Origin of the sequence: Kordia zhangzhouensis, assembly GCF_001005305.1 — a bacterium.
GTDB classification, from domain to species: domain Bacteria; phylum Bacteroidota; class Bacteroidia; order Flavobacteriales; family Flavobacteriaceae; genus Kordia; species Kordia zhangzhouensis.
The window spans coordinates 164063-189976 of the sequence record NZ_LBMH01000002.1; the positions used below are offsets into that span (position 1 = coordinate 164063).

Consider the following 25914-nt stretch of genomic DNA (forward strand, 5'->3'; position numbering starts at 1 on the left):
AGGATGCCGTCTCCGTCCTTCACGCAAACTCCAGTTTCATTTGCACATTGAGCGGAATCGAAATGAAAAACGGTTATAAACCAAACAATTTCAACATTGTATTTCTAAAACGAGTATTTACTATTAAGTATTCATAGGTAACTTTCTCAAAAATTTCCACCAATTCTTCACTTCCAACTTCATTTTGTGTCGGACCGTAAAATGATATCGTTGGATATGTTAATTTAAAAACGCCTATTAAATTTTGATATTCTGAAAGTTTAAGTGTCGTTTCTCCAAGAATTTCCTTGATCGCACGATGAAAACCTTTTAAAAATCCTTTGGTATGTGTTCCGTTCCGTCTTATAAAATCAGCTCTTGGTAACGTAATTGTAGAAAAAGATTCCTTACCGTGATGCATGGAAAACATAATTTCAGCTTTCAAATCAAGGGTTTCATCTTCCACAGAAAACTGAAAAGGTTTCATTAAAAGTGCAGCATCATAACTTTGTGTTTCAAACCAATCTTGTATTCCATTCGATGAAAAACTAGCTACACTTTTTTTGTTTTCAAACACATGAATTTCTTTTTTTGGATATAAAAAAGAATGGCGCTTAAAAAAGTTGAACAGTAAATATTTAGGTAATTTTTTGCTGTGTAAAATAGTAGCATCAAATTGAAACATAACAACAAACTCATTTGTATTTGTAACTTCTTTCTCAGAAATCAACTTTCCTTTTTCAAAATATAAATCATTGTTTTTATACTTAATATTACATTTTTCAGACAATCCCACAATAAGTTGAAATAGATAATCATTAATACTATTAGAATATTTTAATCCTAAAAAATACTTAGTGGAAAGCTCAAAATTAAGAGTACTATTAAAAGTAATTTTATGCGAATTTTCAGAAATGTATGTAAAATGAGCCTTATCCCATTCTGAGTACAAATTGAAAAATTCAAACAGTGCTTTTATAATTTCTATATTGCCAAGTTCATCAATACGACCAATATACATAGCTGGCCTGTATCTCATATGTTCTAAAGGGTTTACATCTACCATTGACTCAATTGAATACTTTTTTTCTTCACTCATATAACTATATTTCAAAGACAAAAAGATACGAAGAAACAGAGTATTTTTCACTCTTTTAATACTTAAATCTTTTAATTTTTATATTAATTAATGTAAAAAACACACAAAATAATTTGTGAAACCCAAAAAGCATTTTATATTTGCGTATAAATAACGCTAAAATGAATTATTTACACTTAGATACAAACTTTACACCTTTTGGAAAATCGATAGAATTTGAATCGTTTACATTTTCGGGAGGTGAACCACACATCAAAATCAAAGAAAAGGTAGAAAGTGCCATAACAATCACGCAGCGTATTACCTCTTTCAATGATCTAGGTTTACTTTTGTTAGCCACAGATGCATTGCGAAGAATGAACGTAAAAGAAATCAATTTATTCATTCCGTACATGCCAGCAGCACGACAAGATCGTTTGATGGTTTCGGGAGAACCATTGAGTATCAAAGTCTATACAGACATCATCAATAGTCAAAAATATAACAAAGTGACCATTTTTGATCCGCATTCAGAAGTTACACCTGCGCTATTGGATAATGTAGAAGTAATCGAAAATTATGAATTTGTTCAAAAATGCTTAGAAAACTTCAAAGAAGATTTCGTGCTCATTTCACCTGATGGCGGTGCATTAAAAAAAATATACAAACTCTCAGCATATGTAGGAGGAATAGAAGTCATAGAATGTTCTAAAAAGCGTGATGTAAAAACAGGGAAACTCTCAGGATTTACTGTTTATGCAGATGATTTAAAGGGAAAAAAAGCGATTGTGGTAGATGATATCTGTGATGGCGGTGGCACATTTATAGGACTTGGAAAAGCATTGCAAGAAAAGAACGTTGGCAATCTTTACTTAATCGTAAGTCACGGAATATTTAATAAAGGATTTGAAGAGCTAAAAAAGATATACAAAACGATATATACCACAAACTCATTTAGAGAGGTAGCATCGGAAAAAGTAGTACAGATAAAGTTATAAAGTGTTGAGTCGTGAGTGAAAATTAATTTAGAATTCAACATTTATCATTTAAAATTTAAAACAAAAGATTATGGACTTATTAGAACGCTTACAAGGAGGAATATTTGGAGTTGCTACAGGTGACGCTTTGGGCGTTCCAGTAGAATTCGCTTCAAGAACTTACTTAACACAAAATCCTGTAAAAGACATGATGGGATATATGTGTTGGAATCAACCGCCAGGAACTTGGTCGGATGATTCTTCGCTCACCTTATGTCTTACCGAAAGTTTGACAAACGGTTATGATATAGAAAACATTGGGAAAACTTTTGTCAAATGGTACAAAGAAGGTTATTGGGGTGCGCATCACAAAGTTTTTGATGTTGGTGGAACTACAAGGCATACGCTTGACAGAATTTTAAAAGGAGAATCTGCGTATTTTTCTGGAAATATATTTGAAGAAGACAATGGAAATGGTTCGTTAATGCGAACATTACCATTGATATATTTCTTAAAAGACATTGAAAATATAGAAGATCGTTATCAAATTATTAAAGATGTATCTGCCATTACACACGCACATTTCCGTTCAGTATTGGCATGCTTTATCTATGTTGAATTTGGTTTATTATTAGTAAAAGGAACGGAGAAATTTCAAGCGTATGCGCAAGTAAAAAAGCTTGTAAACAATTTTGCCAAAATGCGAGAATTTAATTCAGAAGAACTGAACATTTTCGATAGAATTTTACAAAATGATATCTTTCAATACAAAAATGAAGAAATTCGTGCAAGTGGTTATGTATTGCATGCACTAGAAGCGTCTTTGTGGTGTTTTTTAACAACAGAAACATATGAAGAATGTGTCTTGAAAGCTGTCAACTTAGGAGAAGACACGGATACTACTGGCGCAATTGCTGGTGGATTAGCAGGGTTATATTATGGCTTTACTGCCATTCCGGAAATTTGGAAATTTCAATTAGCACGTTATGAAGACATTTATAATTTAATTGATCGTTTCCACGAAAGTTTAATAACATGAAATACACAGTACCACAGATACAACTACAATTCAATTCAAAAAAGCGATTGAAATTCCTCTTTTTTTGGGGACATCAACCTGCAAAAGATGGAAGTATTACCAAAAGCTGTTTTAGTCAATGGTCGAAAGAGGGTTTTACGGTTGATAATGAAACATACAAAACTGCTGAACATTGGATGATGGCTGAAAAAGCACGTATTTTTAACGATATTGAAATTCGAAAAGAAATTTTAAACATACACCATCCGCATGGTGTGAAACAACTTGGTCGGCAAGTCAAAAACTTTGATCCTGTTATTTGGAATAAACACAAATTTGAGGTGGTTGTAGAAGGAAACTATCATAAATTTTCGCAGCATAAAGATTTAAAAACAATTTCTATTAAATACAAAAAATAGAATTTTGGTAGAGGCGAGTCCAAAAGACAAAATATGGGGAATTGGTATGAGTGAAAATGATGAGCACGTCACAAATCCTAATTTATGGAAAGGACAAAACCTGCTTGGATTTGCATTGATGGAAGTTCGTGATCGTTTAAGTAAATAGATGTTCTTTTAACTCATATTTGTCATTTCAAGCGCAGTTGAGAACAAGACAAATTCAAATTCAACATTTAGAATTTATAATATCAAAACAATGAAACTTACAATACATGGATATTCAACGGCGTTATATGCAACTTGGTATTACGTAGAAGAACTAGGAATTTTATTTGATGCAGGCGATGGTGTTTGTGCAAACTTATTAGGAAAAGCAGGAAAGATAAAACATGCGTTCATCTCTCATGCCGATAGAGATCATTTGACAGGTTTATTACAGTTTAATCAATTATTTGCGGGATTAAAACCTACCATTTACTATCCGAAAGATTCAGGCTCATTTCCATTTCTAAAAGATTTCTTTACCAAATTTGATCCACATAATACAGGAACAAATTGGCAAGAGATAGAAGACAAATCAATCATTGCTACCAAAAATACGATTCAAGTAGAAGCGATTGAAAATGGTCATGTCGTACAACCAGGTTTGCTAAAAAGTTTGAGTTTCAAAGTATACGAAACCAAACAAAAACTCAAATCGGAATTTGTGAATTTGCAGAAAGATGAATTGATCAAAATCAAAAAAGAACATGGTGATCATTTCCTGACGAATGTAGTCAAAAGAAACATATTGTCATATTCGGCAGATACACCAATTGAAAACTATGCGCGTTATCACAATAGTGAAATCCTCATCCATGAAGCTACATTTTTGACCAAAAATGAAACAAATACAAAATCTTGGAAAAACAAACATAGTTCGCTAGATGAAGTATTTAAAATGGTGGCGAATATCAATATCGACAAATTGATCTTAGGGCATTTTTCATCACGATACGATCAACATGAAATAGACAAAGAAATAAAAAAACACATACAGCATTACAACATTAAAATTCCCGTACATCGGATTCCTGTTGGAAAAGCTGTTAAAAACATATTGGCGCAAACGCCGATCAATTAAAATGGAAATACAAGTCATACAAGCCGATATCACTACTTTAAAAGTAAACGCAATCGTTAATGCTGCTAATTCGTCATTACTTGGCGGCGGCGGTGTAGATGGCGCCATTCACAGAAAAGGCGGAAGTGAAATATTGGAAGCTTGTAAAAAAATAAGAGCGCAACAAGGAAAATGTAACACAGGTGAAGCTGTCATTACAACGGCTGGAAAATTACCTTCAGAATATGTAATTCATACAGTAGGACCTGTTTGGAATGCTGGAGGAAAAAATAAAGAAGAATTGTTAGCTAATTGTTATAAGAATAGTTTGGATTTGGCAATTGAACACAACATCAAAACAATTGCGTTTCCAAACATCAGCACGGGAATTTATAAGTTTCCAAAACAATTAGCTGCTGAAATCGCTATCAAAACAGTTGCAACATACAAACATAAAGATACCATTGATGAACTCTATTTCTGTTGTTTCGATCAGGAGAATTATGAGATCTATCATAAATTAATGGCAGATGAAAACCTTAATATAGATTAAGTAGGGTTAAAGGAAGAGTATACAATTGAAGTCTAAAAGTACTTCTAAGAAAACAATTTGTTTATACTAACGATGAAGAAATCAACAAATTAATCAGAAAACATGAAGCTTAACATACAAAACTATATAGAACAAAATAATGAATGGCCTCAAAATGGGCATCATATCATGGCGCAATACGATGATGAAAAGATAATTGTATATCAATCCTATCGACCTAAAATAGGTGATTTTGCTGTTCGAAATCAATTTTTTGGAGGCGCATTTAGCCTTGAACGTATGACATGGATTAAACCAAATTTCTTATGGATGATGTACCGAAACGGTTGGGGAACGAAAGAAGGGCAAGAAGTCGTTTTGGCAATTCACTTAAAGCGAGAAGCCTTTCAAACATATTTGGAAAACGCAGTACACTCTTCGTTCAAATCTGAAATCTATGAATCGCAAGAAACTTGGCAAAAAAAGGTAAAATCATCCAACGTTCGATTGCAATGGGATCCCGATCACGATCCGTATGGCGCAAAACTAGAACGCAGGGCAATTCAAATTGGAATTCGAAATCAGTTTATACGTTCGTACGCTAAAGAAGATATCATTGAAATAGAAGATATATCTGAGTTTGTGGCAGAACAATATGAATTCGTAAAGTCGAATCAATTGGAGAAACTAATGATTCCTGCAGAACGCCCTTTTCTGCCAGAAGGTGACGAATTGCAGAAAAAATTGCAATTACAATGAGTAAAAAAAATAAAAACATAAGCAAATTTCTAAGTTATGTGCTTAGACATCATCCTGATAAATTAGGAATTACGCTCGATAGAAATGGCTGGACTTCAGTTGCTGTGTTACTTGAAAAAATAAACGTCAAACCATATACACTTTCTATGGAAGAACTAGAAGAAGTGGTTGCGACAAACAATAAAAAACGTTTTGCTTTTAACGAAGATAAAACGATGATTAGAGCCAATCAAGGACATTCTGTAGATATCGATTTGGCATTGCAACCAAAAGAACCACCAAAGTATTTGTATCATGGAACGGTTGAAAAATTTATCACATCTATTCAAGAAAAAGGATTGATAAAAGGTATGAGACAACACGTGCATTTGAGTGCAGACAAAGAAACCGCCATTAATGTAGGAAGCAGACGTGGAAAACCGATCATTCTTACAATACGAAGCGGCGAAATGCATGCGCAGGATCATCCGTTTTACCAATCAGAAAATGGTGTTTGGTTAACAGAAGAAGTTCCGATGGAATTTATAGAATTCTAATTGTACGCTAAGTTGGTGCGAAGCACACAAATTATAAAACACAGAGACCATGAAAAAACTAGCAGATTATATATATGTCGTTGACAACTTTTTATCGCATTCAGCATGTGATGAGTTAATTGCTAAAAGTGAAAAAATGGGCTATGAAGAAGCTAAAGTAAACATTCACGGGAAACAAATATTAATGACGACTGTTCGAAACAATTTGCGTGTTATGTATAAAGATGAAGCGCATGCAGAAATACTTTGGGAAAAAATAAAAGCACATGTTCCTGAACAAATAGGGTATAGTCATGCTTTTGGTTTAAATGAGATGCTTCGATTCTATAAATATGAAGAAGGACATCGTTTTAAAATGCATCGAGATGGAAGTTATCGCAGAAATGCCACGGAAGCAAGTCAATATAGCTTTTTAATCTATTTGAATGATGATTTTGAAGGTGGAGAAACTATATTTAGATCTGGAACTACAATTTACCCTAAAAAAGGAAGCGCATTACTATTTTTACATGGTTTACGTCATGAAGGAGCCGTTTTAAAAAGCGGTACAAAATATGTGCTTCGAACTGATATTATGTATAAGTTACATAGCAAGTAAGCTAGAATCTTTTCTATATTATCAATAAGTTATAATATATCAATTACTATTCTTTTGGTTGATTTTTATAGTATTTTAGAGGAAAATTACACACATGAGAACACTTGCCATAGGAGACATACATGGAGGATTTAGAGCACTAACGCAAGTACTAGAACGAGCAAATGTTACTGTAGATGATACTCTAATATTTTTGGGCGACTATGTTGATGGATGGAGTGAATCTGCAGAATTGATAGAATTTTTAATCCAATTGAACACCAAACAACACTGTGTTTTCATCCGTGGAAATCATGATGTTTGGTGTCATGAATGGTTGCTAGATGGCCATATTAGTGATGTTTGGTATATGCACGGTGGAAAAGAAACTTTGGAAAGCTATGAGCGTGTCAATTATAACAAACAACAACATTTAGATTTCTACGAAAACTTAGAAAACTACTATATTGACGAGCAAAATCGGTTATTTTTACATGCTGGATTTACCTCAATGCACGGTGTCACCAAAGAACACTATCCAAAGAATTTTTACTTCGATAGAACATTGATCGAATCGGCCCTTTTAGCTGAAAAAATAGGGTTAAAAAATCTAAGTGATGCAAGATATACCCCAAGACGATTTCAACACTATAAAGAAATATATATTGGTCATACACCAACAATAGGGTATAGTTGTTATATTCCTATGAAAGCTTACAATTTATGGGATGTAGATACTGGCGCAGCTTTTACAGGCAAACTGTCCATTTTAGATATAAATACCAAAGAATATTGGCAAAGTGATCCTTTACCTGAATTATATCCTGATGAAAAAGGAAGAAACAAAATGCGTGTGCTTCGTAAAAAATGAACTATCTAAAAAATACATACTATTTCGATTACGAAAGTGAAGTAATTCAACAGCTAATTGTTGCATACAAAGATGATGCGATGTCTCACAAAGACAAAGCCATCAATCTGTATAACAAAGTACGTGATCATTGGAAATACGCCCCATACAACATTAGCTTCTCTAAAGAAAATTACAAAGCCAGTATCATTGCTCAAAAAAAGAGTGGAAATTGCGTGGAAAAATCAATTCTCTTAATTGCATGTTTGCGAGCAGTTGGAATTCCTGCCAGATTGCATCTAGGAAAAGTCAAAAATCATATCGCTGTGGAACGATTGATAGAAAAATTTGGCTCTAACGAACTTACTCCGCACGGAATGGTCAATGTATATCTGAATAGCAAATGGCTTAAACTATCACCTGCGTTCAACGCATCTTTATGTGAAAAATTTAACGTTGCACCTTTGGTATTTGATGGTGAACATCACTCGTTCTTACAATCCTACAACAACGAAGGAAATTTGTTTATGGAATATACCGATGATTATGGTCATTTTGAAGATGTTCCGCTAGATTTCATGAAGAAAAATATCAAAGAACACTATCCTCATATTTTTGATGTTGATGAAAATATGACAGAATTTAAACTATAAGAAGCAATATCTTTATAGTTTAAAAAGAAGTTTTCAGTATCAAACTAAAGATAATTCTTTCATTGCGATTAATTCGCAATTATTTCACCAAATAAACCAACAAACTATTTGTCAATATTAAAAAACAATATATATTTGCGTATAATTAACGCAAAATAATATTTCTATGAATCCTTTATTGTTAACTGATGGTTACAAGCTCGGACATAAAGAGCAATATCCGCAAGGAACAACCAAAGTATATTCGAATTGGACACCACGAAAAAGTAGAATTAAAGGTATTGACAGCGTTGTATTTTTCGGTTTACAATACTTCATCAAAGAATACCTTATCACGCAATTCAATGACGAATTTTTCAGTCAGCCAAAAGCAGCAGTAGTTGCTGAGTATAAAAAATATGTTGACAATTATTTAGGGGTCAATTATGATATTTCACACATAGAAGCTTTACATGACTTGGGCTATTTACCTATAGAGATTAAAGCCTTACCTGAAGGAGTTGAAGTACCAATCCGCACACCAATGTTTACTATAGTTAATACACTTCCCGAGTTTTTTTGGATTACCAATTACTTGGAAACCTTACTTTCAAACATCATTTGGCAACCCTGTACTTCCGCTACCATTGCAAAACAATACAAAACAATCTTGACAAAATTTGCATTAGAAACAGACAAAGAAAATACAGACTTCATCAATTGGCAAGGACACGATTTTTCCATGCGAGGAATGTCTGGCATTGAATCTTCTATGTTGAGCGGAATGGGACATGCACTATCTTTTACAGGAAGTGACACATTTCCTGTTTTAGCAAGTTTAGAAAAATACTACAAAGCTGATATTACTAAAGAAATTGTTATTGGAAGCGTTCACGCTACAGAACATAGTGTGATGTGTGCTGGAAGTAAAGAAGGAGAAATAGAAACATTTAAACACTTACTACAAACCTATCCAACAGGAATTTTATCAATAGTTTCTGATACTTGGGATTTGTGGAAAGTATTGACCATCTATTTGCCAAAACTTAAAGAAGAAATTCTAAATCGTGATGGAAAATTAGTCATTCGACCAGATTCTGGAAATCCTGTTGACATTATTTGTGGTTGTGAACACGATGATCCGATTATAAAAAAAGGCGTTATTGAACTTCTTTGGGATGAATTTGGCGGAAGCATCAATTCTCAAGGATACAAAGTATTACACCCTAAAATTGGTGCTATTTACGGAGATAGCATTACCATTGATAGAGCTGTACAAATATGTGAACGGTTAAAAAGCAAAGGGTTTGCTTCTACCAATGTCGTTTTAGGAATTGGAAGTTTTACCTATCAATACAATACACGTGACACTTTTGGCTTTGCAATGAAAGCTACATATGTAGAAATACATGGTGAAGGACGTGCTATTTTTAAAGATCCTATTACAGATGATGGCACAAAAAAATCTGCAAAAGGATTAATTCAATTATTTGAAAAAGATGGTAAAATTCATTTTAAGGATGAATGCACTCTTCTAGAAGAAAAAGAAGGACTCTTAACTCCTGTTTTTAAAAATGGAGACCTGTTACACGAACTATCTTTACAAGATATCAGAACAAATATCTCAAAATCTACAAAAGATGTTAATTATGAAAAAATAGCGGTGATTACAGATATATAATGGTACTTTTGGCGCCAACCTAAAACCCATCGTTAATGCCCTTACATAACATTCGATTAGAAGTCATGCAAACTATTGAAAAAGAAATCGATAGTTTCATAGAAAAATATTTAATTCCAACAGAAAAAATATGGCAACCAACAGATTTTTTGCCAAATTCACAAGAAGAAACATTTTTTGATGAAGTACACCAAATTCGAGAAGAAGCCAAAGAGCTTAGTTATGATTTTTGGGTTGTTTTGGTGGGAGATACAATAACTGAAGAAGCTTTGCCAACCTATGAATCTTGGTTAATGGATGTAGAAGGTGTTGATCAACATGCTAAAAATGGTTGGTCACGTTGGATTCGTCATTGGACAGGAGAAGAAAATCGTCACGGAGATGTATTAAATAAATATCTCTATTTATCAGGTCGTGTAAACATGCGTGAAGTAGAAGTGACTACGCAACATTTGATAAACGACGGGTTTGATATTGGCACAGCAAATGATCCGTATCGAAACTTCGTGTATACAAGTTTTCAAGAATTAGCTACCAATATTTCGCATAAACGTGTTGGAAGGTTAGCCAAAAAGAAAGGAAACTCTTTATTAAGTAAAATGTGTAACATCATTGCAGGAGATGAAATGCGACATCATTTAGCGTACAGAGAGTTTGTAAAAAAGATATTTCAATACGATCCTAGCGAAATGATTTTAGCGTTTGAAGATATGATGCGAAAAAAAATCGTAATGCCTGCACAATTTGTTCGTGAATCTGGAGAAAGTATCGGTACTGCTTTTGAAAATTTCTCTAATGCTGCACAACGTTTAGGTGTATACACGACACACGATTACATTGATATTATGCAAAAACTTATTTCGTATTGGGAAATTGATCACTTAAATGGACTAACTACCAAAGCCGAAAAGGCACGTGATTATTTGATGAAATTACCTGATCGAATGGCACGTATTGCAGAACGAGTAAGCATTCCTAAAGACATCACTAAGTTTAAATGGGTTGAAGCCAACGGGATGCTATAGTTCTTTAATTGACAATGTATATTTACCTCATGAGAGTTGTTGCTCCTATTTTTAAAATACCCTCGTAAAAATGTATAAAAAAACCGCTTCGTAATTGAAGCGGTTTTTAGTTTATAGTTTTTTGATTTTTTATAAATCAAATTTAATTCCTTGCGCTAATGGCAATTCTGTTGTATAATTAATTGTATTCGTTTGTCTACGCATATACACTTTCCATGCATCTGAACCTGACTCACGACCACCACCAGTTTCTTTTTCTCCACCAAAAGCACCTCCAATTTCTGCTCCAGACGTTCCAATATTTACATTCGCAATTCCACAATCAGAACCTGCATGACTTAAAAAACGTTCTGCTTCACGCAAATTATTTGTCATTACAGCCGAAGACAATCCTTGAGCAACACCATTTTGGATTTCAATAGCATCTTCAATAGTTCCACTGTACTTTAATAAGTATAGTACTGGTGCAAAAGTTTCATGTTGTACAATTTCAAAAGAATTATCTGCTTCAGCAATTGCTGGTTTTACATAACAACCACTTTCATATCCTTCGCCTTCTAATACAGCTCCATCAACCACAATATTTCCTCCTTCTGCAACTACTTTTTCAAGAGCTTGTTTATACATTTTTACGGCGTCTTTATCAATCAACGGACCTACATGATTGTTTTCGTCTAACGGGTTTCCAATACGCAATTGTCCATATGCATCTACAATGGCATCTTTTACTTTATCGTAAATAGATTCATGGATTATTAAACGACGTGTTGACGTACAACGTTGCCCACATGTTCCTACAGCTCCAAAAACAGCTCCAATGACAGTCATTTTAATATCTGCATCAGGAGTTACAATGATTGCGTTATTTCCTCCTAGCTCTAATAAAGATTTCCCTAAACGTCCCGCTACTTCTTTAGCTACAATTTTACCCATACGAGTAGATCCTGTTGCAGAAACTAATGGAACACGAGTATCTTTTGAAAGATATTCTCCTACTTTATAATCTCCGTTGATTAAGCAAGAAATTCCTTCAGGTAAATTATTTTCAGCAAAAACCTCTGCTGCTATGTTTTGACAAGCTACACCACACATTGGCGTTTTTTCAGAAGGTTTCCAAACACAAACATCTCCACAAATCCAAGCCAGTGCAGTATTCCATGACCAAACAGCTACTGGAAAGTTGAACGCTGAAATAATTCCTACTACACCAAGCGGGTGGTACTGTTCGTACATTCTATGCCCAGGACGTTCAGAATGCATGGTAAGTCCATGTAACTGACGTGATAATCCTACTGCAAAATCACAAATGTCAATCATTTCTTGAACTTCCCCTAACCCTTCTTGATATGATTTCCCCATTTCGTAAGAAACCAATTTCCCTAGAGCTTCTTTCTTTTCTCTTAATTTTTCACCAAACTGACGTACAATTTCTCCACGTTGAGGAGCAGGCATAACACGCCAAGTTTTAAAAGCCGATGTAGCAGCTTCCATTACTTTATCGTAATCTTCTCTAGTAGAAGATTTCACTTTTCCTATAAGTTTTCCATCAACAGGTGAATACGATTCAATCAACTCTCCATTAGAGAAATTATTTGATCCTGTGGATGTTCCTTCGTTAATATCTTTTAAGCCTAGTATTTCCAAGGCTTCTTTAATTCCGAAATCAGTAGCTACTGCTCCCATATATTTATAACTTTTTTTAGTTCTTTTGTTAAATTTCTGCGAAGATACTACAATTCTAGCAATCTTCATTCGCACACCTTTTTGTTTATCTTTTTACAGATAAAATACGATAGTGATAATGCGCACGCAAGTACTTTTGATCATTCATTTCGTTTATCAAAAAGCTTTTTCGCTCTTTGTGCAGTTTAAGACCAGTCTCATTTTCATATTGAATGTTTTTAATATGACTGAACGTTTTTCCATGTTTTACTAGATTTTCTTTAAAAAGTCCTGTATGTATATCAAAGTAAAACCACCAAACAGCATCACTTTCTGGATAGGTAGCCTTAATCATGTATGCATCTGTTCCATCTTCTAAGCGTACTTTTCTTTCAAATGTTACCGTTGCAGTGTCTGTTAAAAGTTTGTATGGTTGCCAAAACACAAAGTGCGCTCCCATTATGTCTTTATAAGCATTTTGAATAATAGTTGGTTCTGTCTGTAACACTGAATCGTAAAAAACAGTTGTTTCATTTCCATTATATACGATATGTTTTTCTACATCTTTATCTTTCCATGTTATGCTAGAAGTAAATTTAGGCTGAAGCACCGTATGGATTATTTGCTTTTTTACCTGTTCTTGATTTCCATTAACATCGTAGAATACAGTTGTCTTTTCGTAACTAATTTCTTTTATGGTTTCCCAAGCCACTTTCCCTCCGTGTGCATTTTCAATAGCATTTTGAACTACTTCTTCTGCAGTAAGTTTTGTTTCACAAGAAATTAAAACAGTTAAAAAACAAAGCAATAAATTACGCATCTTCCTCAGCGACAAAACGTTTATCAACAGGCATTACAGTTCCGCATTGATTACAAGTACGCAGTTCTTTGGAAGCATAGAATGTTTTAAAATGTCCAAGAAAATCCTTTTCTACATCGTTTAATGGAAATGTAACTTCGTGTAATTTATGATTACAATTATCACAATACCATTGTAAACCATCCATCAAATCGGTTCCTTTTCGTTTTCGCTCCACAACCAACCCAATAGAGTTTTCATAACGAACAGGTGAGTGTGGAATACCTGCTGGATGCAAATACATATCTCCAGGGCCTAATTTCATCGTTTTCTTTACTCCATCTTCTTGTATATGGACTTCAATATTTCCTTCTAATTGATAAAAAAGTTCCTCTGTTTCGTTATAATGATAATCTTTCCGTGCGTTAGGTCCACCAACAATCATTACAATATAATCACCTGCTTCTTTATATAAATTTTTGTTTGCAACTGGAGGTTTTAATGAGTCTCTATTTTCTTCAATCCATTTATTAAGATTGAATGGTTTTTGTATCGCCATTTGATTAAATTTTATTCCTTAAAATTACTGAATTTTTACCGATTCTGCTGCTTTTCGTTAAACATTGAATTGAAAGCCTATTCTACAAAAATGTTAAGTAAGGGAAAACCGTACTTTTCTGCTAGTATTATTGTCTATCTTTTTTTTATAATCAAACTTACTATAATCATGAAAAAAAAGAAATTGACTAAGAAATTGGCTTTGGGAAAGAAGCAAATTTCTAAGCTAGGAGCTGTTAAAGGTGGTGCTTTGGTACAATCACATCTTACGTGTACTATTGATCCTGGAGGATGTGGAAACACGCAAGACTTATTTACTTGTACTTGGGTAAGTGAACTTTACACCGCATGTAATTGCGAACCTTCTTGGCAAGGCGGTTGCGAATCAATAAACTTCCCGTGCCCTATTACTCAAGACCTCAATTGTGGTATTGAATCTGTGCGTATTTGTCAAGCCTAATTTTTAAAATTAACATATCATGAAAAAAAAGAAATTAAAATCGTTATCACTTAAAAAAGCATCTGTTTCAAAACTTAATGGTGGAACTCAAGCACCTACTCCTCTGCCATTAACAAGAAATATTAGAGAATGCCTTTTTACATATGACCTTCGCCAATGTACTTGGTACAGCGAATTGTACACTGCTTGTGAGTGTGATCCTTCTTGGGACTTAGGGTGTCAACAATCTATCGATATTCCTTGCGAAGCATAGTTAACAAAATACAATGATTGCAAAAAGCTCCAAAAGAACATACTTTTTGGGGCTTTTTTTTTGTGAACGCTATGATTAATTCTTTGTAAAACAATTACTTTTCCATTGGAAATTATGTAAATTTAAAACCATTAATTAATCTTCTACTCTCATGAAAAAATTTGCTTTCATTTTCCTACTAAGTATCTTTTTATTAAATAGTTGCACTGATTCTTCCCCTGAAAAAAAAGCGACTACTGTTAATGAAATGTCTAAAAATAATTTTGGTTTGGTAATTCATGGTGGTGCAGGTACTATTTTAAAAGAGAATATGACACCAGAAATGGAAGCTCAATATGAAGCAACTTTGAAAAAAGCAGCTCAAAAAGGATATGAAATTTTGCAAAATGGCGGCACAAGTCTTGACGCTGTTGAACAGACGATTCATATTTTAGAAAATTCTCCTTTATTCAACGCCGGAAAAGGAGCTGTTTTTGCCAATAATGGTAAAAACGAATTGGATGCTTCCATTATGGAAGGAAAAACGTTAAATGCAGGTGCAGTAGCTGGAGTTACAAATTTGAAAAACCCAATCTCCGCAGCTCGTAAGGTTATGGAAAATTCTGACCATGTGTTATTGGCAAGACAAGGTGCAGAAGAGTTTGCGGCTTTACAAGGATTGGAAATAGTAGACACAAGTTATTTTTATACTGAAGCACGTTTCAAATCACTTCAAAAAGCAAAGATGGGCAATCAAGATAAAGCGGCATATATCGATCCGTATATAAAAGAGTATAAATATGGAACCGTAGGTTGTGTGGCTTTAGATAAAGACGGAAATCTTGCTGCCGGAACCTCAACAGGAGGTATGACTAATAAAAAATGGAATCGTATTGGAGATTCGCCAATTATAGGTGCTGGAACATACGCAAACAATAAAACTTGTGCCGTTTCAAGTACAGGACATGGAGAATACTTTATTAGAGCTGCAGTTGCGTACGATATTTCGGCGATGATGGAATACAAAAGCATGTCGTTGGAAGAAGCTGCGAAAGAAGTTATTCAAAACAAGCTCAAGAAAATGGGAGGAGATGGCGGCATCATTGCCATAGATACCAACGGAAATTTAGTAGCCGAATTTAACACCCCTGGAATGTATCGAGCTAAAGTTGACGAAAACGGAAATATTACCGTTGGAATTTATAAAGAATAAAAACGATAATTAAAATCCCCTCAACGAATTCTATATTTCTGGAAACGAATACTCATTTAATCTACATCATCACTAAAAAGTCTAGTTACTTTATAAAAAAAATATCATGCGTTACACTACTATTTTTATTATTTCTTGGGTATTTATAGCCTTGTTTTCTTGTAAAAAAGAACAGCCTGAAACTGATAACATTTTTGAATTCAAAGACTATGTTTACCAAACAACTGCTGGAACCGTTTCAGTAAATGAACCTATTATTATTGGTCTTCAAAAAGAAGTGCCACAATGGAAGAACGATCAAGAGGTTTCAACTGAATTGATCCGTATTTCTCCCAAAATTGAAGGAAAACTTCAAGTTCAAAATAATAAAACGCTGCGTTTTATTCCAAATAACTCGTTACAACCCAATACTGAATATAGTGTAACTATCCATTTAAAAGATATTTATAAAGATATACCTAAAGAGTTCAATTCGTACACATTTGCTTTTAAAACCATCACACCAAATTTTACAATCGCTACAAACGATTTGCAATCACATTCAAAAGAATGGCAATATCTAAATGGTATGTTGCGTTCTGCAGATATAATTCCTTCAGAAAAACTAGAAAGTTTACTAAAGGTTATGCAAAGTGGAAAAGCTCTTCCTGTACGATGGAATACTTCCTCGCAATTAAGCCGCACTTCGTATGAATTTACTATTGACAGCATTAACAGATTAGAAAATGATTCAGAAATAGAGATTTCTTGGACCGGAAAACCTATTGACGCCGACACCGAAGGTTCTAAAACTTTTAATATTCCAGGACAAAACAACTTTTCTGTAGTTGATATTACCGTAACGCAAAATCCTGAACAAAAAATAAGTATCAATTTTTCAGATCCATTATTGAAAAATCAAAACTTTGAAGGACTGGTTGATCTTAAAAATCAAAAAAATATCACTTATGCGGTTGATGGAAATATACTGAATGTATATCCAACTAACAGAATAACAGGTTCTACAACGCTCGAGGTATTTCCTGGCATCAAAAATAAAGAAGGATATACGCTGAAAAAAAACTTTACAGAATCCATTTCTTTTGAACAATTAAAGCCACAAGTTCGTGAAGTGAGTAAAGGCGTCATTTTACCGAACTCTAAAAATTTAACATACAACTTTCAGGCAGTAAATCTAAACGCTGTTGATGTTCGAATTATTAAAATATATGAAGATAACGTATTGCAGTTCTTACAAGAAAACCATCTTGGAAACACTGATAGATATAGTATTCGACAAGTTGGAAGACGTGTAGCAAAACAAACTATTGATCTCATCAAAAATAACGCTCAAAATGATGGACAATGGAAAACCTATGGAATTGATTTATCCAAATTCTTTAAAGCCGAACCTGGAGCAATATATCAAGTAGAAATTAGTTTTAAAAAAGAATATTCTTTGTTCACATGTGAAGAAGGTGAAGTTTCTGAAGTAGAAACTGACACATATCGTGACGATTATTATCAAAATCCTGAAGAGGAAGAAGAAAACGAAGAAGAATATTGGGACAATCGTATATATAACTTCCGAAACTACCGATACAATTGGAGAGATCGAGATAATCCTTGTACTGATTCTTACTATTTACAGAATCGTTTCTTAACAACTAATATCCTTGCATCCGACCTAGGAGTAATTGCAAAAAGAGGTGAAAACAAATCGTATTATTTTGCTGTAAGCGATATTGTCACTACAAATCCTGTAGTGGGAGCAAAAGTAACTTTATACAACTATCAACAACAAGAAATAGCTTTTAAACGTACCGACGCAGACGGTCTTACCATTATTGATGCTGATAAAAATGCATACTTTGCCGCTGTTTCCAAAAACAACCAGTTTACCTACGTAAAGCTAAACGATGGAAGTTCACTTTCTCTTAGTAAATTTGATGTTTCTGGTAAAAAAATTAATAAAGGTATTAATGGATATATATACGGAGAACGCGGTGTATGGCGTCCTGGCGATACCTTGCACCTAGCATTTGTGTTAAATGATAAAGGAAACCCGCTTCCAAAAGACCATCCTGTAAAAATGGAAGTAACCGATGCCCGTGGAAAATTGGTCTACAAAAAAATACAAACACAAGGCATTGACAACTTCTACAAATTTACTGTCCCTACAGCAACGGAAGCTCCTACTGGTAATTGGTTTGCTACGGTAAGCGTTGGAGGTGCTCAATTCTCTAAAACACTAAAAGTTGAAACAGTTAAACCGAATCGACTTAAAATTAATATTGATTTTGAAGATGAAATATTAAGCAGTTCTGAGACCGTTCAAGGAACACTAAAAGCAACTTGGTTGCATGGTGCACCAGCAAAAAACTTAAAAGCTGAAGTGAACGTTCGACTTACTAGTACAAATACTACATTTAAAAAATTCCCTGCATATGAGTTCAACGATCCGACACGAACATTCAACGCAGAAGAATTTGTAATGTTCAAAGGAACTCTGAATGAAGAAGGATTAGCACAAATCACCAAAAAAATAAGTGTCGACAAAAGTGCTCCAGGAATGCTACGAGCTTCTTTCCTAACACGTGTCTTTGAAAATGGCGGTGATTTTTCAATTGATGCTTTTTCTAAAAACTTGGCACCCTATGCTTCGTTTGTTGGACTAAAATCTCCCGAGCCAAAACGATACGGTTCATTTTATACAGATGAAAATAATGTCTTTGAGGTCATAACTGTTGATGATAAAGGAAATCCAATCAAGCGCAATGGACTAGAGGTCAAAATCTATGAAATTAATTGGCGTTGGTGGTGGAGTTCATCTTATGAAGATTTGTCTTCATATTCGGGAAGTGACTATCATGAACATTATAAAACAATAACCATAAATACGGATAGTAACGGAAAAGGCAACTTTACGATTAACATTCCAGATGAAGAACGTGGCCGCTATTTGATTAGGGTATATGATCCCAAAAGTGGTCATGCAACCGGGCGTACTGCATACTTTTACAAAAACTGGTGGCGAAAAGCAAATGACGGAAATGCTGAAACTGCAAAAATGTTACTCTTTTCTGCTGATAAAACCAATTATAATGTAGGAGAAACTGCTACGATTACCTTTCCATCTGGAAAAGGAGGACGTGCATTAATCAGCGTCGAAAATGGCACAGAAGTTCTCAGCACAAAGTGGGTAAAAACAGAAAAAGAGCAAACCACAACTACTATTCCGATTACAAAAGAAATGGCACCAAATGTGTTTGTAAACATATCTTTGGTACAAAAACATGATAACGTATCAAATGACTTGCCAATTCGCTTATACGGTATTATTCCAATAATGGTTGAAGACCCTTCAACAATCTTACAACCAAAAATTAGTATGCCTGAAACACTGCGTCCTGAAGAAACATTTACTGTAAAAGTAAGTGAAGAAAATAACAAAGCAATGACGTATACCATTGCAATGGTAGACGAAGGTTTACTAGACCTAACACGTTTTAAAACTCCAAATCCTTGGGATATTTTTTATCAACGACAAGCCTTAGGCGTTCGTACTTGGGATATTTATGACGATATCATTGGCGCTTTTAGTGGCGAAATTGATCAAGTATTTGCTATTGGTGGTGGCGATGATGGAAATGGGTCAAAAAACAAAAAAGCAAATCGTTTTAAACCGGTGGTAAAATATCTTGGGCCATTCACTTTAAAAGCAGGAGAAACAAAGTCGCACAAAATTGAAATGCCAAATTATATCGGTGCTGTACGTACAATGGTAGTTGCTGGAAATCCTTCAACAGAAGCGTATGGAAGTGCCGAAAAGTCTTCGCAGGTCAAAAAACCTTTGATGGTATTGGCAACAGTTCCAAGAAAATTAAGTCCGGGCGAAAAAGTAACGCTTCCAGTGACTGTCTTTGCAATGGAAAATAAGGTAAAAAATGTAAATGTTCAGTTGAAACTCCAAAACGGAATCTCTGTTGCAGGAAGCAACTCACAATCTGTTTCCTTTGCCAAACCTGACGAAAAAATGCTGTTCTTTGAATTGGATGTTGCCGAAGTAAAGGGCATTCAAACTATTGAAGTATTGGCTTCAGGAAATGGTGAAAAAGCATCATACAAAGTAGAATTGGACGTAGAAAATACAAATCCAATCGCTAAGAAAGTTCATGAGCTTACATTAGATGGAAAAACGGCAAAAACCTTGGATTTTGACACCTTTGGAGTTCTAGGAACCAATGTTGCAACAGTAGAATTTTCTACATTGCCACCAATGGATTTTACTTCACGAATGGACTATTTGATTCGTTATCCACATGGATGTATTGAACAAACAACTTCTAGTGTATTTCCACAATTATATTTGAATGATATTTTTGATTTAACCTCATCTAAAAAACAGCAAATTCAAAACAATATTGAAAAAGGAATCAAGCGATTGGCTCACTTTCAGCGACCTAATGGTGGATTAAGTTATTGGATTGGAGAACGCTCCGCAGACGATTGGGGAACATGTTATGCTGGTCACTTTATGATTGAAGCCGAAAAGAAAGGATATACACTTCCATTAACATTTATGAGTCAGTGGATCAACTATCAAAAAAATGCTGCACGTACTTGGCGAAACGATGACAATCGTTATTATTATTCAGATTTGACACAAGCGTATCGTTTGTATACATTAGCATTGGCAGGTCATCCAGATCTACCTTCTATGAATCGCTTGCGCGAATCAAAAAACTTATCAAATGATGCAAAATGGCGATTGGCAGCAGCATATGCATTGGCTTCACAAAAAGAAGCTGCTTTGCAAATAGCAAATTCAGCCAATATCAATTTTATACCAGCTAACGGACGTTATGACTACACATACGGATCGGTAGATAGAAATCGTGCCATGGCAATGGAAACTCTAGTTATTTTGAATGATAAAAAAGCGGTTGATCTTGCTAAAATTATTGCAAAAGATTTGTCTTCCAATCGTTGGATGAGCACACAAACTACAGCGTATTGTTTGCTAGCAATGGGTAAAATGGTTCAGCAAAATGGTGGAAAAAACATCAAAATGCAATTTTCCACTAACGGACAAAAAGCAGAAGAAATTGTTACCACAAAAACAATCGCACAGCGTGAATTGGCTATCAAAACTGGCACCAATACTTTACAAATTGAAAATAAAGAAGATAATGTATTATTTGTACGTGTACTGAATACCGGGAAATTACCGTTTGGCGAAGAATTGGCGGAAAAGCGTAATTTAAGTATTCGCATTACGTACAAGGATAAACTTGGCAACGCTATTGATGTTTCCAAACTACAGCAAGGAACTGATTTTATGGCTAGTGTAACTATTTCCAACGACCAATCTGTGTATGTGGGAGATATTGCTCTTACAGAAATTTTTCCTTCTGGCTGGGAAATTGTGAATACCCGTTTTACGGATTATGGAAATACACCATCAAGTGAAGCAAGACACACAGATATTCGCGATGATCGAGTGAACTTTTATTTTGATTTACCACAAGGAAAATCAAAAACGTTTAATGTATTACTCAATGCATCATACTTAGGAAAATACTATTTACCAGGAGTTCAAGCAGAAGCAATGTATGATAATGACTATTTTATACGTACCAAAGGACAATGGATCGAAGTCGTAAAGTAAATAAAGCAGAAAATTTCACACCGTATTACGCAGTAATTTTCACTTCTATTCAAACAGAAACGCTAGACGGTTATTTAGAAATGGCACAACAAATGGAAACCTTAGCCAAGCAACAAAAAGGGTTTATTGGTTTAGACAGTGCACGTAGCTCAATTGGGATTACCGTTAGTTACTGGAAAAGTCTTGAAGCCATTGCTGCTTGGAAACAGCAAACAGATCATATAATTGCACAACAAAAAGGGATTAAAAATTGGTATGCGTATTACAATGTAAAAATCTGTAAAGTAGAACGTGAGTACAGTTTTGAGAAATTATCTCCTTAAAATTTAAAGGAACTTCATTGAACTTCATCATCAAAAAAATAAAAAAGAACAAAATAAAAACGGTAATCATTATTGCATTATTGATTAGCTACTATTTTTGTTTACCCAAAACGCTTTTCAATACACCAACTTCTACGGTTATTGAAAGTCGTGAAGGTGTCCTATTAGGTGCAAAAATTGCAGATGATGGTCAGTGGCGATTTCCAAAATTAGATTCCGTTCCAGAAAAGTTTAAAACCTGTATTGTTCAATTTGAAGACGAATATTTCTATAAACACCCTGGTTTTAACCCTGTCTCTATAGCAAAAGCCTTATGGCAAAATGCAAAATCTGGGGAAGTTAAGCGAGGTGGAAGTACGTTAACACAACAAGTGATTCGCTTATCACGTAACGGACAAAAACGTACATATATAGAAAAACTAAAGGAAATTATATTAGCCACAAGACTAGAATTTCGTCATTCCAAAGAAGAAATTTTAAACTTTTATGCGTCGCACGCTCCTTTTGGTGGAAATGTGGTTGGGTTGGATGCTGCAGCATGGCGCTACTTTGGGCGCAGACCAAACGAACTCTCATGGGCAGAAAATGCTACGCTGGCAGTTTTGCCAAATGCTCCAAGTTTAATTTATCCCGGGAAAAACCAAATTCAACTAAAAAAGAAACGCAATCGATTATTAAAAAAACTGTTTGAGCAAACTATTATTGACTCACTTACTTACGAATTAGCCATTAATGAGTCACTTCCGCAGAAACCATATCCGTTACCACAAACTGCACAACATTTACTCAATAAAATTAGCGAAACATATAAAGGAAAACGCATTCAAACTTCTATTAATATAGGCTTACAACAAGAAGTAAATACAATTGTTGCCAAGCATTACCAAGAATTACAACAGAATCAAATTTACAATGCTGCTGTTTTAGTACTAGATGTAAAAACCCGAAAAGTACTAGCCTATGTTGGTAACACTCCAACAGATAATGTACACCAAAAAGACGTAAACATTATTCACAAACCGCGAAGTACTGGAAGTATAATGAAACCCTTTTTATATACTGCAATCCTCGATGCAGGCGATCTTCTACCAAATACGTTAGTAGTGGATGTACCTACGCAAATTGGTAATTACAATCCACAAAACTATAACGAAACCTATGATGGTGCTGTTACCGCAAAACGTGCTTTATCACGTTCACTCAATGTTCCAGCAGTTCGAATGTTACGTCAATTTGGTTTGGATAAATTTCTCTATTACCTTCAAAAATTGCAACTAAAAGATATATCGCAAAGTGCTGATCATTATGGATTATCCTTAATATTAGGTGGTGCAGAAAGCAACTTGTGGGATCTTTGCAAGACATACGCTGCATTTTCTGCTACAATTAATCATTTTGAACAGCATTCCGGACAATATTATAGCAATGAATTTTGTGAACCTTCCTTTATCATGAAAGATACTATACATTTAGGCTCACTCACAACAGAAAAAACCATTTTCGATGCAGGCTCTATGTACTTAACATATGAATCATTGAAAGAAGTAAATCGTCCTGAAGGAGAAGAAAATTGGGAGTTTTTTGATTCAAGTAAGCAAATTGCATGGAAAACAGGAACTAGTTTTGGTTTTAGAGATGCATGGGCTATTGGAACCACTAAAAATTATGTTGTTGGTGTTTGGGTTGGAAATGCTGATGGAGAAGGTCGCCCAGGATTGATAGGAACTGTAACGGCAGCACCAATCTTATTTGACGTTTTTGAAGGATTACCAAAAAGTGAATGGTTTACTGTTCCGCATGATGAGCTAGAAAAAGTTTCTATTTGTTCAAAAAGTGGTTATCGAGCTACTGAAATTTGCGAATCTACTCAAATACAATTAATTCCACGAAGTGGATTAAAAACAAAACCATGTCCCTATCATGTTTGGGTACATTTAGATATGAGCGAACGTTTTCAAGTCAACTCCTCATGTCAACCGCTCAATCAAATGATACACAAAAGTTGGTTTGTGTTGCCTCCATTGATGGAATATTACTATCAAGCAAAAAATCCGCTATATAAAACATTGCCTCCTTTTCGATATGATTGCGTTTCTGAAAAACAAAAAATGATGGATTTTATTTATCCAAAAGAAGCGGTCAAGGTATTTCTTCCGAAAGATTTTAACGAAACTACAAATGGCTTAATTCTGCGTTTGGCACATACCATTCCCGACACAAAAGTGTTTTGGTATGTAGATGAAGTTTTTTTAGCAGAAACTCAAGCCATCCATGAATTAGAAGTCAAACCTTCTATTGGAAAACATATCATTACCGTCGTTGATGAATTAGGTAATGAAGCCAAACGAACGATTGAAATTCAAGAATAAAAAATAAAATATTTAATCATAATGATTACTATTATCCTTCTCTTCTATCCTTTTTTACCGAGAATATAAAATGGGGCAAAATAATTTCTAGAAATATTGTGATAATAATTGCTTTTTTGGTGACGTATTAAAAATAACTCCCAACCAACAAAAGTATTAAGCCATCAACTTACACCTTTAGGAGATAAAATTGTAATAAGTAAGTATGACGGCTGAGAAAAGTATTTTATTTTTTATTGAAAAACACAATCTTAGCAGTCACTGTATTTCCATTGCGATCTACTTTTACGGTTGTGGTGTCACCATTTTCAAATTGAGACAACGCTTTCATATAGCTTTTCATATTAATCACACTGTGTTCCCCTAGTTGAATTACGACATCTCCTTTTTGCAATCCTGCTTTTTGTGCAGGACGATCTTCACTAACACCATCAATTCGCATCCCTTTTCCGTCAAATAAATAATCAGGAACAACACCTAACGTAACTTTAAATCGTGGTGTATCATCCGATTCATTAGCTGTTTTGGTAAACTCTAATTTTCCTGAAGCATTCAATTGCGAAATTATTTTATAAATATAATTTGAGATTTGAAGCATTCCTTGATAATTCAACTTTTCTAAATCGTCTGATGGCTTATGGTAATCTACATGCTGACCTGTAAAAAGATGCAACACAGGAATATCTTGCAAATAAAAAGAAGTATGATCTGAAGGCCCTACTCCAGAAGGATTTAGTTTTAAATCAAATACATGAGCTTCATTTGCTGTATTGATAGTTTCTTCCCAAATAGGAGAAGTTCCTGTTCCATAAACGGCTAGGTTTTTGTTCTTTTTTAAGCGCCCTACCATGTCCATGTTGATCATGTAATTTGTTTTACTTAAATCAACCGTTGGATTTTTAACAAAGTAATTAGAGCCTAACAACCCCATTTCTTCCCCCGAAAAAGCAATGAAAAGATAATTATTATTAGTGTTTCCGTGAATCAACCTAGCTGCTAAATGCAACATAACTGCTACTCCGCTAGCATTATCGTCTGCGCCATTGTGAATAGCAGGTTCTCCTCTGTGAAGTGAGCCTTCTTGTCCCATTCCAAGATGATCGTAATGCGCCCCAATAATAATTGTGTTTTCAGCATTATTATCAATAAACCCTATCACATTTCTCCCAGTAATAGTACTGTCATTTGTTTGACGAGCATACTCAACTTCACTATGTGGATCTGTTTTAGGGCTAAATGTAAATGCTTGAAAATACTTATCAGTTCCTTTTGGTTGAATTCCTATTTCTTGGAAACGATTAGCAATGTAAGAAGCGGCCAACAATTCTCCTTCTGTTCCTGTAGCTCTCCCATGTAAAGAATCTGCTGCTAATACTAAAACATCCTCTTTGATTCGATCTTTTACCTTATGTTCTGTTTTACAAGCTGCTATGATTATTAAAAAAAGAAGTACAAATAATGGTTTGTTGCGCATAAGAAAGTTATTTTTGTGTAAAATTAT

At 34.4% G+C, this 25914-nt stretch carries 24 protein-coding genes; 19 read left to right on the forward strand and 5 right to left on the reverse strand.

Features of this window, described 5'->3' with window-relative positions:
• Nucleotides 1–73 precede the first annotated feature (73 nt).
• The gene (locus tag AA088_RS02200; protein ID WP_046743318.1) at nt 74–1078 is read right to left on the reverse strand and encodes a hypothetical protein; all 1005 of its coding nucleotides are present in this window, start codon (nt 1076–1078) and stop codon (nt 74–76) included.
• 161 nt (nt 1079–1239) lie between these two features.
• Here AA088_RS02200 and prs point away from each other — a divergent pair, with 161 nt between their 5' ends.
• From prs to AA088_RS02260, 13 genes are all read left to right on the forward strand, one after another.
• A complete protein-coding gene (gene prs / locus AA088_RS02205) occupies nt 1240–2055 on the forward strand; it encodes a ribose-phosphate diphosphokinase (protein WP_046743319.1) in 816 nt (271 codons plus the stop codon).
• Nucleotides 2056–2125: 70 nt separating this feature from the next.
• Nucleotides 2126–3073, forward strand: coding sequence for an ADP-ribosylglycohydrolase family protein (locus AA088_RS02210; protein ID WP_046743320.1), 948 nt, complete (start codon nt 2126–2128; stop codon nt 3071–3073).
• On the forward strand, nt 3070–3471 hold the full coding sequence (locus tag AA088_RS02215; RefSeq protein ID WP_316931667.1) for an NADAR family protein: 402 nt from the start codon (nt 3070–3072) through the stop codon (nt 3469–3471). Before AA088_RS02210 ends, AA088_RS02215 begins: the two co-directional genes overlap by 4 nt.
• 4 nt (nt 3472–3475) lie before the next feature.
• Nucleotides 3476–3619, forward strand: coding sequence for an NADAR domain-containing protein (locus AA088_RS18790; RefSeq protein ID WP_316931668.1), 144 nt, complete (start codon nt 3476–3478; stop codon nt 3617–3619).
• Between the two features lie 90 nt (nt 3620–3709).
• Nucleotides 3710–4576 carry an MBL fold metallo-hydrolase gene (locus tag AA088_RS02220; protein ID WP_046743321.1) on the forward strand — a complete coding sequence of 289 codons (867 nt, stop codon included), beginning with the start codon at nt 3710–3712 and terminating at the stop codon, nt 4574–4576.
• Between the two features lies 1 nt (nt 4577).
• Nucleotides 4578–5108 (forward strand): O-acetyl-ADP-ribose deacetylase, encoded by a 531-nt coding sequence (locus AA088_RS02225; protein ID WP_046743322.1) that lies wholly within the window; start codon nt 4578–4580, stop codon nt 5106–5108.
• A 102-nt stretch (nt 5109–5210) separates the two neighbouring features.
• Nucleotides 5211–5846, forward strand: a complete 636-nt coding sequence (locus tag AA088_RS02230) for a DUF4291 domain-containing protein (protein WP_046743323.1) — start codon at nt 5211–5213, stop codon at nt 5844–5846.
• On the forward strand, nt 5843–6382 hold the full coding sequence (locus tag AA088_RS02235) for an RNA 2'-phosphotransferase (RefSeq protein ID WP_046743324.1): 540 nt from the start codon (nt 5843–5845) through the stop codon (nt 6380–6382). The genes AA088_RS02230 and AA088_RS02235 overlap by 4 nt, the downstream gene beginning before the upstream one ends.
• 49 nt (nt 6383–6431) lie before the next feature.
• Nucleotides 6432–6980, forward strand: a complete 549-nt coding sequence (locus tag AA088_RS02240) for a 2OG-Fe(II) oxygenase (RefSeq protein WP_046743325.1) — start codon at nt 6432–6434, stop codon at nt 6978–6980.
• Nucleotides 6981–7074: 94 nt separating this feature from the next.
• Nucleotides 7075–7830, forward strand: coding sequence for a metallophosphoesterase (locus AA088_RS02245; RefSeq protein ID WP_046743326.1), 756 nt, complete (start codon nt 7075–7077; stop codon nt 7828–7830).
• On the forward strand, nt 7827–8462 hold the full coding sequence (locus tag AA088_RS02250; protein WP_046743327.1) for a transglutaminase-like domain-containing protein: 636 nt from the start codon (nt 7827–7829) through the stop codon (nt 8460–8462). Before AA088_RS02245 ends, AA088_RS02250 begins: the two co-directional genes overlap by 4 nt.
• 166 nt (nt 8463–8628) lie before the next feature.
• Complete coding sequence (locus AA088_RS02255) at nt 8629–10122, forward strand: nicotinate phosphoribosyltransferase (protein ID WP_046743328.1); 1494 nt, start codon at nt 8629–8631, stop codon at nt 10120–10122.
• Between the two features lie 35 nt (nt 10123–10157).
• Nucleotides 10158–11147 carry an acyl-ACP desaturase gene (locus AA088_RS02260; RefSeq protein ID WP_046743329.1) on the forward strand — a complete coding sequence of 330 codons (990 nt, stop codon included), beginning with the start codon at nt 10158–10160 and terminating at the stop codon, nt 11145–11147.
• A 129-nt stretch (nt 11148–11276) separates the two neighbouring features.
• On the opposite strand, the gene amaB is transcribed toward AA088_RS02260, so the two are convergent.
• The 3 genes from amaB to AA088_RS02275 all read right to left on the reverse strand — a co-directional run bounded on the left by amaB (nt 11277) and on the right by AA088_RS02275 (nt 14167).
• A complete protein-coding gene (gene amaB / locus AA088_RS02265; protein WP_046743521.1) occupies nt 11277–12830 on the reverse strand; it encodes an L-piperidine-6-carboxylate dehydrogenase in 1554 nt (517 codons plus the stop codon).
• A gap of 85 nt (nt 12831–12915) precedes the next feature.
• Complete coding sequence (locus AA088_RS02270; protein WP_046743330.1) at nt 12916–13629, reverse strand: hypothetical protein; 714 nt, start codon at nt 13627–13629, stop codon at nt 12916–12918.
• Nucleotides 13622–14167, reverse strand: coding sequence for a 3-hydroxyanthranilate 3,4-dioxygenase (locus AA088_RS02275; RefSeq protein ID WP_046743331.1), 546 nt, complete (start codon nt 14165–14167; stop codon nt 13622–13624). Before AA088_RS02275 ends, AA088_RS02270 begins: the two co-directional genes overlap by 8 nt.
• A gap of 168 nt (nt 14168–14335) precedes the next feature.
• Here AA088_RS02275 and AA088_RS02280 point away from each other — a divergent pair, with 168 nt between their 5' ends.
• From AA088_RS02280 to pbpC, 6 genes are all read left to right on the forward strand, one after another.
• Nucleotides 14336–14626 (forward strand): hypothetical protein, encoded by a 291-nt coding sequence (locus AA088_RS02280; protein ID WP_156168362.1) that lies wholly within the window; start codon nt 14336–14338, stop codon nt 14624–14626.
• A gap of 19 nt (nt 14627–14645) precedes the next feature.
• Nucleotides 14646–14879 (forward strand): hypothetical protein, encoded by a 234-nt coding sequence (locus tag AA088_RS02285; protein WP_046743333.1) that lies wholly within the window; start codon nt 14646–14648, stop codon nt 14877–14879.
• Nucleotides 14880–15030: 151 nt separating this feature from the next.
• Nucleotides 15031–16071 carry an isoaspartyl peptidase/L-asparaginase family protein gene (locus AA088_RS02290; RefSeq protein ID WP_046743334.1) on the forward strand — a complete coding sequence of 347 codons (1041 nt, stop codon included), beginning with the start codon at nt 15031–15033 and terminating at the stop codon, nt 16069–16071.
• A gap of 106 nt (nt 16072–16177) precedes the next feature.
• A complete protein-coding gene (locus AA088_RS02295; RefSeq protein ID WP_046743335.1) occupies nt 16178–21721 on the forward strand; it encodes an alpha-2-macroglobulin family protein in 5544 nt (1847 codons plus the stop codon).
• Nucleotides 21700–22044: an antibiotic biosynthesis monooxygenase family protein gene (locus tag AA088_RS02300; protein WP_046743336.1), complete on the forward strand. Its 345-nt coding sequence runs from the start codon at nt 21700–21702 to the stop codon at nt 22042–22044. The genes AA088_RS02295 and AA088_RS02300 overlap by 22 nt, the downstream gene beginning before the upstream one ends.
• 17 nt (nt 22045–22061) lie before the next feature.
• Nucleotides 22062–24413 (forward strand): penicillin-binding protein 1C, encoded by a 2352-nt coding sequence (gene pbpC, locus AA088_RS02305; protein ID WP_046743337.1) that lies wholly within the window; start codon nt 22062–22064, stop codon nt 24411–24413.
• 226 nt (nt 24414–24639) lie between these two features.
• Here the strand turns inward: pbpC and AA088_RS02310 are convergent, their stop codons facing one another.
• On the reverse strand, nt 24640–25887 hold the full coding sequence (locus tag AA088_RS02310; protein ID WP_046743338.1) for a M28 family peptidase: 1248 nt from the start codon (nt 25885–25887) through the stop codon (nt 24640–24642).
• Nucleotides 25888–25914 lie beyond the last annotated feature (27 nt).

Bases quoted from the DNA above. Each gene is read 5' to 3' on its own strand.
- AA088_RS02200 (WP_046743318.1), bottom strand. From the start codon at position 1,078: ATGAGTGAAGAAAAAAAGTATTCAATTGAGTCAATGGTAGATGTAAAC.
- prs (WP_046743319.1), top strand. From the start codon at position 1,240: ATGAATTATTTACACTTAGATACAAACTTTACACCTTTTGGAAAATCG.
- AA088_RS02210 (WP_046743320.1), top strand. From the start codon at position 2,126: ATGGACTTATTAGAACGCTTACAAGGAGGAATATTTGGAGTTGCTACA.
- AA088_RS02215 (WP_316931667.1), top strand. From the start codon at position 3,070: ATGAAATACACAGTACCACAGATACAACTACAATTCAATTCAAAAAAG.
- AA088_RS02220 (WP_046743321.1), top strand. From the start codon at position 3,710: ATGAAACTTACAATACATGGATATTCAACGGCGTTATATGCAACTTGG.
- AA088_RS02225 (WP_046743322.1), top strand. From the start codon at position 4,578: ATGGAAATACAAGTCATACAAGCCGATATCACTACTTTAAAAGTAAAC.
- AA088_RS02230 (WP_046743323.1), top strand. From the start codon at position 5,211: ATGAAGCTTAACATACAAAACTATATAGAACAAAATAATGAATGGCCT.
- AA088_RS02235 (WP_046743324.1), top strand. From the start codon at position 5,843: ATGAGTAAAAAAAATAAAAACATAAGCAAATTTCTAAGTTATGTGCTT.
- AA088_RS02240 (WP_046743325.1), top strand. From the start codon at position 6,432: ATGAAAAAACTAGCAGATTATATATATGTCGTTGACAACTTTTTATCG.
- AA088_RS02245 (WP_046743326.1), top strand. From the start codon at position 7,075: ATGAGAACACTTGCCATAGGAGACATACATGGAGGATTTAGAGCACTA.
- AA088_RS02250 (WP_046743327.1), top strand. From the start codon at position 7,827: ATGAACTATCTAAAAAATACATACTATTTCGATTACGAAAGTGAAGTA.
- AA088_RS02255 (WP_046743328.1), top strand. From the start codon at position 8,629: ATGAATCCTTTATTGTTAACTGATGGTTACAAGCTCGGACATAAAGAG.
- AA088_RS02260 (WP_046743329.1), top strand. From the start codon at position 10,158: ATGCCCTTACATAACATTCGATTAGAAGTCATGCAAACTATTGAAAAA.
- amaB (WP_046743521.1), bottom strand. From the start codon at position 12,830: ATGGGAGCAGTAGCTACTGATTTCGGAATTAAAGAAGCCTTGGAAATA.
- AA088_RS02270 (WP_046743330.1), bottom strand. From the start codon at position 13,629: ATGCGTAATTTATTGCTTTGTTTTTTAACTGTTTTAATTTCTTGTGAA.
- AA088_RS02275 (WP_046743331.1), bottom strand. From the start codon at position 14,167: ATGGCGATACAAAAACCATTCAATCTTAATAAATGGATTGAAGAAAAT.
- AA088_RS02280 (WP_156168362.1), top strand. From the start codon at position 14,336: ATGAAAAAAAAGAAATTGACTAAGAAATTGGCTTTGGGAAAGAAGCAA.
- AA088_RS02285 (WP_046743333.1), top strand. From the start codon at position 14,646: ATGAAAAAAAAGAAATTAAAATCGTTATCACTTAAAAAAGCATCTGTT.
- AA088_RS02290 (WP_046743334.1), top strand. From the start codon at position 15,031: ATGAAAAAATTTGCTTTCATTTTCCTACTAAGTATCTTTTTATTAAAT.
- AA088_RS02295 (WP_046743335.1), top strand. From the start codon at position 16,178: ATGCGTTACACTACTATTTTTATTATTTCTTGGGTATTTATAGCCTTG.
- AA088_RS02300 (WP_046743336.1), top strand. From the start codon at position 21,700: ATGGATCGAAGTCGTAAAGTAAATAAAGCAGAAAATTTCACACCGTAT.
- AA088_RS02310 (WP_046743338.1), bottom strand. From the start codon at position 25,887: ATGCGCAACAAACCATTATTTGTACTTCTTTTTTTAATAATCATAGCA.